Annotated in this window: 14 protein-coding genes and 1 other annotated feature; all 14 genes read right to left on the bottom strand. The window is 35.9% G+C overall.

The features are described from left to right. Nucleotides 1-54: 54 nt before the first annotated feature. On the bottom strand, nt 55-963 hold the full coding sequence (locus MHH45_RS24350; RefSeq protein WP_016116017.1) for an RluA family pseudouridine synthase: 909 nt from the start codon (nt 961-963) through the stop codon (nt 55-57). 4 nt (nt 964-967) lie between these two features. Next, complete coding sequence (lspA, locus tag MHH45_RS24345) at nt 968-1,426, bottom strand: lipoprotein signal peptidase LspA (RefSeq protein ID WP_016116018.1); 459 nt, start codon at nt 1,424-1,426, stop codon at nt 968-970. A 128-nt stretch (nt 1,427-1,554) separates the two neighbouring features. After that, the gene (locus MHH45_RS24340) at nt 1,555-1,884 is read right to left on the bottom strand and encodes a DnaK suppressor protein (protein ID WP_016116019.1); all 330 of its coding nucleotides are present in this window, start codon (nt 1,882-1,884) and stop codon (nt 1,555-1,557) included. A 226-nt stretch (nt 1,885-2,110) separates the two neighbouring features. After that, nucleotides 2,111-4,876, bottom strand: a complete 2,766-nt coding sequence (gene ileS2 / locus MHH45_RS24335) for an isoleucine--tRNA ligase (protein WP_088093642.1) — start codon at nt 4,874-4,876, stop codon at nt 2,111-2,113. 74 nt (nt 4,877-4,950) lie between these two features. Beyond that, nucleotides 4,951-5,175 (bottom strand) — a binding site (T-box leader). A 51-nt stretch (nt 5,176-5,226) separates the two neighbouring features. Then, a complete protein-coding gene (divIVA, locus tag MHH45_RS24330) occupies nt 5,227-5,733 on the bottom strand; it encodes a septum site-determining protein DivIVA (protein WP_016116021.1) in 507 nt (168 codons plus the stop codon). Nucleotides 5,734-5,824: 91 nt separating this feature from the next. Then, the gene (locus tag MHH45_RS24325) at nt 5,825-6,598 is read right to left on the bottom strand and encodes a YlmH family RNA-binding protein (RefSeq protein WP_016131892.1); all 774 of its coding nucleotides are present in this window, start codon (nt 6,596-6,598) and stop codon (nt 5,825-5,827) included. A gap of 15 nt (nt 6,599-6,613) precedes the next feature. After that, nucleotides 6,614-6,877 (bottom strand): YggT family protein, encoded by a 264-nt coding sequence (locus tag MHH45_RS24320; protein WP_016116023.1) that lies wholly within the window; start codon nt 6,875-6,877, stop codon nt 6,614-6,616. Between the two features lie 6 nt (nt 6,878-6,883). After that, on the bottom strand, nt 6,884-7,348 hold the full coding sequence (locus MHH45_RS24315; RefSeq protein WP_003199801.1) for a cell division protein SepF: 465 nt from the start codon (nt 7,346-7,348) through the stop codon (nt 6,884-6,886). Between the two features lie 19 nt (nt 7,349-7,367). Next, nucleotides 7,368-8,042, bottom strand: a complete 675-nt coding sequence (locus MHH45_RS24310; RefSeq protein ID WP_016116024.1) for a YggS family pyridoxal phosphate-dependent enzyme — start codon at nt 8,040-8,042, stop codon at nt 7,368-7,370. Between the two features lie 5 nt (nt 8,043-8,047). After that, nucleotides 8,048-8,857: a peptidoglycan editing factor PgeF gene (pgeF, locus tag MHH45_RS24305; RefSeq protein WP_016116025.1), complete on the bottom strand. Its 810-nt coding sequence runs from the start codon at nt 8,855-8,857 to the stop codon at nt 8,048-8,050. A gap of 115 nt (nt 8,858-8,972) precedes the next feature. Continuing rightward, complete coding sequence (locus tag MHH45_RS24300) at nt 8,973-9,251, bottom strand: YlmC/YmxH family sporulation protein (protein ID WP_016116026.1); 279 nt, start codon at nt 9,249-9,251, stop codon at nt 8,973-8,975. 150 nt (nt 9,252-9,401) lie between these two features. Further along, a complete protein-coding gene (gene sigG, locus MHH45_RS24295) occupies nt 9,402-10,181 on the bottom strand; it encodes an RNA polymerase sporulation sigma factor SigG (RefSeq protein ID WP_003199794.1) in 780 nt (259 codons plus the stop codon). Between the two features lie 194 nt (nt 10,182-10,375). Continuing rightward, nucleotides 10,376-11,095: an RNA polymerase sporulation sigma factor SigE gene (gene sigE / locus MHH45_RS24290; protein WP_016116027.1), complete on the bottom strand. Its 720-nt coding sequence runs from the start codon at nt 11,093-11,095 to the stop codon at nt 10,376-10,378. A 19-nt stretch (nt 11,096-11,114) separates the two neighbouring features. Further along, nucleotides 11,115-12,032 carry a sigma-E processing peptidase SpoIIGA gene (spoIIGA, locus tag MHH45_RS24285; protein ID WP_016116028.1) on the bottom strand — a complete coding sequence of 306 codons (918 nt, stop codon included), beginning with the start codon at nt 12,030-12,032 and terminating at the stop codon, nt 11,115-11,117. Nucleotides 12,033-12,499 lie beyond the last annotated feature (467 nt).

The following is a 12,499-nucleotide window of genomic DNA, read 5'->3' as shown; positions in this document are numbered from 1 at the left end:
AGGATCATTATTCAACTGCTGTTAGTATCGCAGGTTTCAATCGTTTTGTCAATACTATTTCCGTAAAACATTTAAAACTTCTTCAAATACTGCTGGAACTGGCGCCTCAAACTCGATATATTCGCCTGTACGAGGATGATCAAACCCTAAAATCCCCGCATGAAGCGCTTGTCCATTTATATCTAATGTTTTTTTCGGGCCATATTTCGGATCTCCCGCAAGCGGGTATCCAATATATTTCATATGAACACGAATTTGGTGCGTACGGCCGGTTTCTAAACGACACTCTACAAGTGTAAAGTCTTTAAATCGTTCTAACACCTGAAAATGCGTAACAGCATGCTTCCCATTTTCATCAATCGTCATACTTTGGCGATCCTTTTTATCACGGCCAATTGGAGCATCAATTGTTCCTTTATCATGTGGAATTACACCATGGACGATTGCTTTATATCGTCTTGTTACTGTTTTTGCCACAAGCTGATTTACAAGAGATTCATGTGCCATATCATTTTTAGCAACCATCAATAAGCCAGATGTATCTTTATCAATACGATGTACAATACCCGGACGCATTACACCGTTAATACCTGATAAATCTGTACAATGATGCATTAACCCATTTACAAGTGTACCACTTGTATGTCCAGGAGCTGGATGCACAACCATGCCACGTGGCTTATTCACAACAAGCACATCTGCATCTTCATAATAAATTTCTAAATTCATGTCTTCTGGCAAAATATCAAGCTCTTCTGGTTCTGGAATTGCTACTGCAATTTCATCATTTACTTTTACTTTATAATTTCCTTTAATGTCGTTTCCATTTACGGTTACAACGCCATCTTTAATCCACTGTTGTACTTGTGAACGTGACCATTCATTGTTCACTCCCGCGAGAAACTTATCAATCCGTTCGCTCTTTTGTTCTTCTGTAACTGTTACTTGTACTACTTCGCTCATTCAATTACTCCTTCATTTTCTTTCCTTCTAATAATGTTTGAATAATAATCAATACAACCCCAATACATAAAGCTGAGTCAGCTATGTTAAATACCGGATAGTTGTATGAAAAAATATACACGTGAATGAAATCCACCACTTCTTGTCTAAATACACGATCAATAAAGTTGCCAATTGCTCCGCCTAAAATAAGACCTAATGAAATCCCTAGGAGCTTATCTGTTTTTGCATACTTTTTCATATAAAATACGATAAATCCTACAAAAACAACTGTAATAATATAGAAGAACCACATTTTGTTTTCTAAAATGCCCCAGGCAGCTCCTCTATTCCGATGTGATGTTATGTATAATACATTATCGATAATCGGGATACTTGTACCTAATTCCATGTTTTTTACAATTAACCATTTCGATACTTGATCGATGGTAATGACAAATAACGCTATTAAATAATATATCATTTTCATTTCCCCCACAAAGACAGTGTACCTCAAAATTTTAGCATAGCTACGGTCTTTTCACAATGAACCTTTACGGAAGAATAAAATAAAATAAAATAAAAAAAGGTAATATAATATCGTTGTGCCTCTTAGACATTTACTTTCTCATATAAAAATTCATGAATTGTACGAGCTGTTGGCATCATTTTCATTTGCTTTATAGGAATGTATGTCCCAGTTTCCTCACAAATGCCATACATATCGATTTCCATTTTAAATAATGCTCGTTCCACATCTTTTAAATCTTCTCTTATATCATGTAAAAATAATTTCTTTTTTCCATCTTCCTTCGATTCATAGCCTAATTCCAGTCCGAATTCTACATAATAAGTTTTTATCGCTTCTTTTGCCAGTCGTTCCTGTAGTTCTTTTTTCATCAATTGTAATTCTTCTTTGATTTCCATATAGATTTCATTCACGTGTACATTCCTCCCGGCTGCAATGTACCGTTAGTGTGTCCGAAATTTTCTCGCTTACCGCTCACACATTTTTCCTTCATGGGAAAGTGCTTAAAAGTTACTTCCTCCTGCCCAATAGAAAAACTTTAAGCAGTCGAACTTTTCATACATCTGCTACATGTTAAGAAGAATCATTACTAAATACAAAAACTGACTACCGTAATAGCAGTCAGTTTTTATCACATCATTATTTTACATAATTTTCTTTTACTACTGTTGCACAACGCTCACATAATGTTTCATGTTCAGCGTCTTTACCAATTGTTTCAGAAACAACCCAGCAACGTTCACATGTTTCACCAGTTGCCTGCGCTACAACAACAGCTGTATGCTCATATTTTGGTGCATCCACTGGAGCTTCTTCCATTGTTCCACCAAGTTTATACTCAGAGACAATAAATAATTGTTTTAAATCTTCACTAATAGACTCTAACATTTGTTTCATTTCTGCAGTTGGATATAGGGTAATACTCGCATTTAATGACTTACCGATTACTTTTTCATTACGAGCCACTTCTAAAGCTTTTAATACGTCATCTCGAAGTGTCATAAATGCATCCCATTTTGTTTTTAACGCTTCCGCACACTCTACTTCTACAGCTTCTGGCATATCAGTTAGCTGAACGCTTCCCTCTACAACACCAGGAACATATGGCCATACTTCATCAGCTGTATGAGGTAAGATTGGTGTTACAAGTTTTGTCAATGCAACAAGAACATCGTAAAGTACTGTTTGAATCGCACGACGGTCATGATGATTTGCTGCTTCAATGTATAAAATGTCTTTTGCAAAGTCTAAATAGAATGAGCTTAAATCAATTGTGCAGAAGTTATGAATTGCATGATATACTGCCGCAAAGTCATATGTTTCATATGCTTCTTTTACTTTTGTAATTAAGTCATTTAATTTCACTAGCATGTAGCGATCTACTTCACGTAATTCAGCTTTCGCTACTGCATCTTGACTTGGATTAAAGTCAGCTAAGTTTCCTAATAAGAAACGGAATGTGTTACGGATTTTACGATATACTTCTGCAACTTGTTTTAAGATATCATCTGAAATACGCACATCAGATTGGTAGTCAACAGAAGATACCCATAAACGTAAAATATCTCCACCTAATTGATCCATGATTTTCTTCGGTACAACAATATTCCCGATAGATTTACTCATTTTACGACCTTCACCGTCTAATACGAATCCATGACTCAACACACCTTTGTATGGTGCTTTACCTGTTACTGCAACTGCTGTTGATAATGAAGAGTTAAACCAGCCACGGTATTGGTCAGATCCCTCTAAGTATAAATCAGCTGGACGTTGTAAGTCCTCGCGCTCTTCTAGGACAGCTTGGTGAGAAGAACCTGAATCAAACCATACGTCCATAATGTCTGTTTCTTTACGGAATTCGCCATTCGGACTAGATGGATGTGTAAATCCTTCTGGTAATAAATCTTTCGCTTCACGTTCGAACCATACGTTAGAACCGTTCTCACGGAATAGATCTGCTACGTGATTGATTGTTTCATCTGTAATAATTGGATCGCCATTCTCTGCATAGAAGACAGGAATCGGTACACCCCATGCACGTTGACGAGAAATACACCAATCACCACGGTCACGAACCATATTATGAAGACGTGTTTCCCCCCATGCTGGTACCCATTTTGTTTCCTCAACCGCTTGTAATAATTCGCTGCGGAACGCTTCAATAGATGCAAACCATTGCGCTGTCGCACGGAAGATAATTGGTTTTTTCGTTCTCCAGTCATGTGGATAAGAATGCGTAATAAATGTTAATTTTAATAACGCACCTACTTCTTCTAATTTTTCTGTAATTGGCTTATTAGCTTTATCATAGAATAGACCTTCGAATCCAGGTGCTTCACTTGTTAATACACCCTTATCATCAACTGGACAAAGAACTTCTAATCCATACTGTTTACCAACAAGGAAATCGTCTTCCCCGTGTCCAGGTGCTGTATGTACACAACCTGTACCAGCATCTGTTGTAACGTGCTCACCAAGCATAACTAAAGAATCACGCTCATAGAATGGATGCTTCGCAACTGTATACTCAAGTTCGCTACCTTTAACTGTTTTCACAACTTCAGCATTTTCCCACTCTAACGTTTTAGAAACTGTGTCAAATAGTTCAGAAGCAATAATATATTTTTCATCATTTACTTTCACAATGCTGTATTCAAGTTCTGGATGAACAGAAATACCTAAGTTGGCTGGTAATGTCCAAGGTGTTGTTGTCCAAATGATAAATTTCTCGTCGCCTTCTAATACGTCTTTTCCGTCTTTTACAGGGAATGCCACATAAATAGATGCTGACTTTTTATCATTGTATTCAATTTCAGCTTCAGCTAAAGCGGATTCACTTGTTGGAGACCAATAAACTGGTTTTTGTCCTTTATAGATATAACCTTTTTTCGCCATTTCACCAAATACTTTAATTTGCTGCGCTTCATAAGCTGGCTCTAAAGTAATATACGGGCGATCCCAATCAGCACGCACACCTAGACGTTTAAACTGTTCACGTTGGCGATTCACTTGTTCGTATGCATACTCTGCACATAACTTACGGAATTCTGCAACCGTCATTTCTTTACGTTTTACACCTTTATTTGTTAAAGCTTGTTCAATTGGTAAACCGTGTGTATCCCATCCTGGTACATATGGTGCACAGTATCCAGTCATTGATTTGTAACGAACAATAAAATCTTTTAATACCTTATTTAACGCATGTCCCATATGAATGTCACCATTCGCATATGGAGGACCATCATGCAGTACAAATAAAGGACGACCTTTTGTATGTTCTTGTACCTTTTCATAAATGTTCATCTCAGCCCATTTTTCTTGCATTGCAGGCTCACGTTTTGGTAAATTCCCACGCATTGGGAATTCTGTTTTCGGCATTAGTAATGTATTTTTATACTCCACGCTTAATTCCTCCTCGAATTTATAAAAGAAAGACCCTAAAAAATGGAATAAAAAAGAGACTCTCTCATCCCCAAAAAAGGGACGAGAAAGTCTCCCGCGGTACCACCCTAGTAGACCGTACACGTATGCACAAGGTCCTCTTTATATTCTTAACGCGAATATACGCCTACGCTTACTTTTTTGTTCAGCGCGGAACTCCAGGGTGATATTCCCATTTATCTCCTTATCCTGAGCTTACACCGTCCTCAGTTCGCTATATAAGGTATGAAAAAGGTACTTATCCCTATCTTTGTTTTTCTTAATAAATATGTTGTTTAAAATTATATGTAATAATGAGAAAAACGTCAAGCTTACACTGTTTCTTCTTTCTTTAATAGCTCGTCCACTTCTTCTTCTAGCTCAATTAATTTGTCCCAATCATCGTTGTTTAACATTTCAAGCTGTGCTTCTAATAACATACGGAAACGCGTACGGAATACTTTCGCTTGTTTCTTTAGCTCTTCAATATCAAATGCAACTTTTCTTGATTTTACTAAAGCTTCATTAATGATACGATCTGCATTCTTTTCTGCTTCACGTACAATTAATTTCGCTTCTTTTTGTGCATTACGCTTTACTTCTTCAGCCGCTTCTTGTGCAACAACGATAGACTTATTTAGCGTGTCTTCAATGTTAGAAAAATGATCTAATTTACCTTCTAGTTGAGCAACTTTTTCTTCTAATGCTTTCTTCTCGCGAATGACCAATTCATAATCTTTGATGATCTGATCAAGAAACTCATTTACTTGATCCTCATCATAGCCACGGAATCCGCGACCAAATTCTTTGTTATGAATATCTAATGGTGTTAACGGCACAAACGCCACCTCCAAGTAGTTATCTGAATTTTCTTCTTTTAATTATATCTTTTCTTCGACAAAACAAGAGTTTTTCCTTCTAAAAAACCAATCATTTTAGTATACCATACAAAACTCGCCATTTGTCGCGTTTCGTTTTTCCTTCTACAGAAAATAATTTACTCCGGCCATATCCCCTAATTGAAAAAACATCACCCGGAAAACACTCATATGCAGTTTGTTCAACAGTTTTCCAGTTCACTTTCACAAGACCGTTTTTTATAAGTGGCTGTACTTTTTGCCGTGATAGATGAAGCATTTCAGCTAGCAGGACATCTAATCGAAGTGATGAAACAGTTCCAGATTGTTCTTTCCATTCTTCTTGCAATCGTAATACTTTGTCTGCTTGTACAGAGGAAAGTGAGACCTTCATTTTCCCTATTGATTGTAAATTCATTTCAATGTAAGAAACAATTTCTTTTGCAACTATAATTTGGGCACGATTTTCTTGAAGCAAAATATCACCACACTTTTCTCTTGTAAGACCAAGAGACATAAATGCACCTAATATTTGCCTATGTTCAAGCGTATAAAACTTGGAAGGATAGTCAATTTCTAATACTTCAACTTGAAAATCTTCTTCATTTAAATCCAGATAACTCGGATAAATAAGAGCTCTTTTCCTTTCCGCTTTTGGCTCAGCACCATAAAGACGCAAAGTAGCATCCCCTTGATTTCCAATTATCGTAGCAACAATTTGCTGCTGACGCGGATCCAGAAAATCCGTTAATTTCACTTGATGATATTCTTCAGCTACCTGTTTCCACTCTAACACTTTATCGACAAAGACCACTTCTTCGGGTCTAAAATGCTCATAGATGCTCATTCATTCAACCTCTTATTACAAGAAATAACGAAACAGACTTACTAAACCATTACTAGCCAATCTCAACGCAATAATTGCAACAATTGGAGAAATATCCATCATGCCAAAAGGTGGGATGAATCTCCGAAACGGCTCTAAATATGGTTCACAAATACGTGATAGAAGATCACCAAATGTTGATTCTCTAGCCCCTGGAAACCAAGATAGAAGGATATAGATAATAAGCGCCCAGGAATAAATCTGGATGATCCAAAGCAATGCTTGTAAAATAATCGTCATGGCGTATTACCACCTCTTTATATTTGTCTCTTCCTCTTCACCGAACAATTCAGAAATGGCCCCAACAATATCCACAGTCTCAGGTGTACAAATAAATGTTTTCGGTCCTAATTTTTGAATGTCCCCGCCTATAGCGTATACAGTACCACTTAAAAAGTCAACGATACGCACAGCTTGATCTGTTGACATCCTTTGCAAATTAATGACAACCGCTCTTCTTCCCTTTAAATGATCCGCAATCCCTTGTGCTTCCGAATATGTGCGCGGTTCTAACAAAACAACTTTGGAAGATTGCTTTGCTGTTTCAATACTTACAATATTTTGTTTCGGCTGTGCTTTCGTAAGTGGAATATCCTGCTGCTCTGGTGGATCTTGTTGTTTTTTCATTTCAGCTTGCTCCTTTTCCTTTTCGTAAGCTTCTCGCTCTTCTGGAGTGTCAAAAAAGAAGTATTTTACTTTTGACCAACTCATAATAACATTCTCCTTCCTTTTATGCTTTTCCTACTAAAATCGTTCCCAAACGAATATATGTAGCACCTTCTTCAATTGCAATCGTATAATCATTTGACATTCCCATTGATAACTCTTTACACGGAGCGTATGATAATCCTAGTTCTTGTACTTGTTTTTGCAAACCACGCAATTTCTTAAAACAATGACGAATTTCGGCTTCTTCCTCAGTAAATGGTGCCATTGTCATCAATCCAACAACTTCAATTTTATCAAATTCTTGCAAAGCACGAATAAACGCAATCGTTTCCTCAGCCGCTATCCCTTGCTTTGATTCTTCAGACGATGTTTTCACTTGTACAAAACATCGAACCTGCTTTGTAGTACGCTTTTGGATTTCTTTCGCAAGTGAAATGCGATCTAATGAATGCAAATAATCAATCTCATTAATAATTTCTTTTACTTTTCTCGTTTGTAACGAACCAATGAAATGCCAACTTACTTTTGAACCAAAATGCTCATACTTCTGTAAAAAACCTTCATTACGATTCTCACCTAAATCAGTAAGTCCAGCTTCTATTACTTCATTTGTTTTTTCAATTCCTACTGTTTTTGTTACTGCAACGAGCTTAATCTCTTGTGCTGAGCGCTCTGCTCGTTCACATGCTATTTTAATTTTCTCATTTACAAATGCTAAATTCTCTTGCACTACCACTGTTTTCAATCCTCCTTAAAGCCTATGAAGCTCAACATTCTTCCTGTTTTCCCTCGATCACGACGATGTGAGAAAAACAATTGTTCTTCACAGCTTGTACAAAGAGACGACATCATAATATGCTCTTCTTTTATGCCAGCTTGTATGCATAATATGCGATTGATTTCTTTTAAATCAATTGCATATTGTCCGTCTGAAATCAATTTATATGGAACATGTCCGTTTACCGCTTGTTTTGCTGCTGATAATACGCGATCATCAACTACATAACAGCAGGACCCTATGGCTGGTCCAATTGCAACATAAATCTCATGAGCTGGCACCCCTTCTGCACGCCACTTTTGAATCATTTCTTTTGCAATTTCTTTTACAGTGCCTTTCCATCCAGCATGTGCCAGCCCTATCATACCATGTGATGGTGCATAGAAATAGAGTGGAACACAATCAGCATAACAAGATGTTAAACATACATCTCTATCAGTCGTATAAATACCATCTGTGTTTGGAATACCGTCTTCATATGAATAGATTCCTCGCCCTTTTTCTTGCTGTCCTACTTTTTCAACATGATAATCATGAACTTGTTCTGAACAAATCCAATTTTCTAATGGTTTTTGTAACTTGTTCGCTAAAATACGTCTATTTTCATGAACATTTTCCATCATATCATTTACATGTAATCCTAAATTCATCGCATGAAAGGAGCCTGTACTTACTCCACCATCTTTTGTCGTAAATCCTGCAGTAATGTTTCCAAGTTCTTTCCACGCTTGTAAATACAATATACCGTCCTCATATATAAATGGTTCTCTCATAAAGCGGCTCCTTTTAATAAAATAACATAAAAAGCATGGTACTTCCTGTCTATTTTACCATACTTTTATTTTTCCATAATGACAACATAAAAAAAAGAGAGATTTGTAATATTCTTTAAGAAATTGTCGGTGTTTGTATTGATTCTGTTACAGAATTGACATGATCAGCTCTTACTAATATTACATCCTCTCCAATTTTTACAATTTGCTTCCACGGAATAACAAACTCTGCTTCTTTCCCAAATATCCCTAACATACGTGTTTGCTTTGAAATAATGACAGCTTGAATCTTCCCTGTATTCATATCAATATCAATATCGCTAATGTTTCCAAGTTTTTTTCCGTCAGAGACATTTACAACATCCTTAATTTGAAACTCTGAAATTCGTATCATTGTCATTCTCCCCTTTTATGTTGTGTAATCGATAAGTCTCCTCCTGCCAGCAGTTTCACTTTACTGTCATTATATGAACACGTAATCTTTCCTATGAACAGAATCTTGGGGCACGCAACATAAAAAGATCTCATCTTAAATGATGAGACCTTATCCTTGAATTGTTTTATTCATTTGTTTAATTGCTGATTTTTCAAGGCGTGATACTTGTGCTTGAGAAATCCCAATTTCTTCGGCAACTTCCATTTGTGTTTTCCCTTGAAAAAAACGTTTTCGGATAATCATTTTTTCGCGATCATTCAATCGTTTCATTCCTTCTTTCAACGCCAATTCTTCCACCCATTGCTCGTCCCTTTGTTTATCATCACTTAGTTGATCCATCACAAAAATAGGATCGCCCCCATCATTATAGATTGGTTCAAATAGTGATACTGGATCTTGAATGGCATCAAGTGCAAAAACGATTTCTTCATGTGTCACTTCAAGTACTTTTGCAATATCCATCGCCGTTGGTTCTTTTGAATTTTCAGCAATTAGCTTTTCTCTTACCTGTAATGCTTTATACGCAATATCTCGCAACGAACGAGAGACGCGAATTGGATTGTTATCACGCAAATATCTACGGATTTCTCCAATAATCATTGGCACAGCATATGTTGAAAATTTAACATTTTGGCTTAAGTCAAAGTTATCAATGGATTTCATAAGTCCAATGCAGCCGACTTGAAATAAATCATCAACAAATTCTCCTCTGTTGTTAAATCGCTGAATGACGCTCAGTACAAGACGTAAGTTTCCATTTACTAATTTCTCTCTTGCGCTTATCTCTCCACTTTGCATTTCTCGAAATAATTTACGCATCTCTTCATTTTTTAGTACTGGAAGTTTAGCTGTATCAACACCGCAAATTTCTACTTTGTTTCTCGTCAAAGTGTTCCCTCCTATCGGGAGTTGCTGTACAGTGTAAAGTATCTCCTTTGGAGGGAATTTTATGCATACCGTTTTTCTGTCACTTTTAATAAAAATATCATTCGTGCTTTACCCGGAAATACAACAAAACCAATCGGAATACCGATTGGTTTTGCACAATCTCCTTGATGATCTAACCTTTTAACAACGTCACTTTATACCATTTTATTAAATTCTTTTCGAAGCCTTTTTATAATTCTCTTTTCAAGTCGAGAAATATAAGACTGTGAAATCCCTAGCATATCTGCCACATCTTTTTGTGTTTTTTCTTCTCCCCCTGCAAGTCCAAAACGGAGTTCCATAATTTGTTTTTCACGATCATTCAGTTGGTGTAGTGCTTTCTTAAGAAGATGTCTATCTACATTAGCCTCTAAATCTTTTGTAATAATATCATCATCCGTACCAAGAACATCTGATAGTAACAATTCATTCCCATCCCAATCAATATTTAATGGTTCATCAAATGACACTTCTGAACGATTTTTATTATTTCTACGTAGATGCATTAAAATTTCATTTTCTATACAACGTGATGCATAAGTTGCTAATTTTATTTTCTTTTCAGGGTTAAATGTATTCACAGCTTTAATAAGACCAATTGTTCCAATACTAATCAAATCCTCAATATTAATTCCTGTATTTTCAAATTTACGCGCTATATACACAACAAGCCGTAAGTTACGCTCAATGAGTAATGACCGTGCTGCTTGATCACCTTTTGGCAATTTATTGAGGAGTACTTCTTCTTCCTCTTTTGTTAAAGGCGGTGGCAATGCCTCACTTCCACCGATATAGTAAATTTCATCAGTCTTAATTCCAAGTTTCAGCAATACTTTATACCAAAGATATATGAAATAAAATTTTATTTTCGTCATATTCTCCCGCCTCTCATAATTAAGCAATTGTCACTTTGGGTGATATCAACATTTTCGGATGTATAATACATTGATACTCTCCATTTGTAGATAATTGCTGTGTATTTAAGCCGATTAATACTTTATTTACGACCATATTGCTTCCTTCATGATAAATTTGAACAACATCTGGCTTAATTGCCCATAAAAATTGATGATCAACTCCTACTGCTCGAAAAGGAATTAAACGTAGTCTCGTTGCCCAACCTGAATCATTTTCTGGTATTTGTGGAATTTCTGTTTTGGAATAAATTTGTTCTGTTAACCATGTTGGTAAACAATGCTCTAATGATGAAATATGCATAATCATAACCGGTGTTTTTGTTAAAGGGTCATGAAGCTGATTTCCACTATCAATCAAGCCATCTAATTTAATTTCATTTTCAACTAATCTAATATTCACTTGTACAATTTGGTCATAATGAATCTTAGTCACTTCCACATTTTCAATACGTTTTTTTGAAAAGTAATAAATAATCGGAAATCCCAAAATCACAAACATCCAACTTACTGGATCACCATAAGACATTGCTTTCGCCTGAACTAATCCATCTACCATGTCATTCGTTTGTAGGAAAAAATGAGTTCCAATTAATCCTCCTCCTACCATAAATGTTACAAAATAAAAGGTAAAAACAGTCTGTGTATAATCTCTAAAAGTAGAAAATCCAAATGCTGTATACACAATAAGTAACGAATACAATAATTTCATAATTGGGTGTGTCATCATAGAAGCAAAAGGAGTAAAGGCAAAAATAACAATTGTAGAACCAATAAATGTCCCTAGCACAAGCCTCCATCTTTTGATCTTCTTTTTCAACACAGTTGCTGCTAATAAAAGCAAAAGAAAATCAATGCAGGCGTTTAACAACCAAACAACGTCGGCGTAAACAACCAAACAATTCACCTCTTTTTTTAAGTTGAGACTAGTATAAAGCATATCCAATAGGAAAGTGTGTCAATTTGCGGAGGGGTTTTTTTGTTATTTTGTGGTTTCTAGACATAATCTGTCGTGAGGTATATATTGTGAGCTTTCTAATAATAAATCCTTCGGTTCCCTTCATCTATCTTTCTTACTTTCTATAATTCAGATGATGGTCTTATTATATAAATACAAATTGAAAAAACGACATAAAACCTTTCTTTTTAAGTGAAAGAGTGCATCCATCCATGCATAGAAGCGGTCAGATCAATCCTTTTCCTGCCATATGCAAGTTAAAACAAAGAGAGAAACGACTGCTGGTCACCTTTTGTTCTTCGTAACAGCAACTTATACGTTGAAAAATCAAAATGAATTTATATATTTATGAATAGCGAGATAAGTTTTTTTATTTTAAAATATTTAAGGTTGTGTAATAAAAAAGA

It is taken from the genome of Bacillus sp. FSL K6-0042, assembly GCF_038006685.1.
GTDB lineage: Bacteria > Bacillota > Bacilli > Bacillales > Bacillaceae_G > Bacillus_A > Bacillus_A pseudomycoides.
The sequence above is the reverse complement of the archived record's forward strand: the minus strand, read 5'-3'. Positions and strand labels throughout refer to the sequence as shown.

Coding starts and splice junctions, on each gene's coding strand:
- MHH45_RS24350 (WP_016116017.1), bottom strand. CDS start 963: ATGAGCGAAGTAGTACAAGTAACAGTTACAGAAGAACAAAAGAGCGAA.
- lspA (WP_016116018.1), bottom strand. CDS start 1,426: ATGATATATTATTTAATAGCGTTATTTGTCATTACCATCGATCAAGTA.
- pgeF (WP_016116025.1), bottom strand. CDS start 8,857: ATGAGAGAACCATTTATATATGAGGACGGTATATTGTATTTACAAGCG.
- MHH45_RS24300 (WP_016116026.1), bottom strand. CDS start 9,251: ATGATACGAATTTCAGAGTTTCAAATTAAGGATGTTGTAAATGTCTCT.
- MHH45_RS24325 (WP_016131892.1), bottom strand. CDS start 6,598: ATGAGCATCTATGAGCATTTTAGACCCGAAGAAGTGGTCTTTGTCGAT.
- sigE (WP_016116027.1), bottom strand. CDS start 11,095: ATGACGAAAATAAAATTTTATTTCATATATCTTTGGTATAAAGTATTG.
- MHH45_RS24320 (WP_016116023.1), bottom strand. CDS start 6,877: ATGACGATTATTTTACAAGCATTGCTTTGGATCATCCAGATTTATTCC.
- MHH45_RS24315 (WP_003199801.1), bottom strand. CDS start 7,348: ATGAGTTGGTCAAAAGTAAAATACTTCTTTTTTGACACTCCAGAAGAG.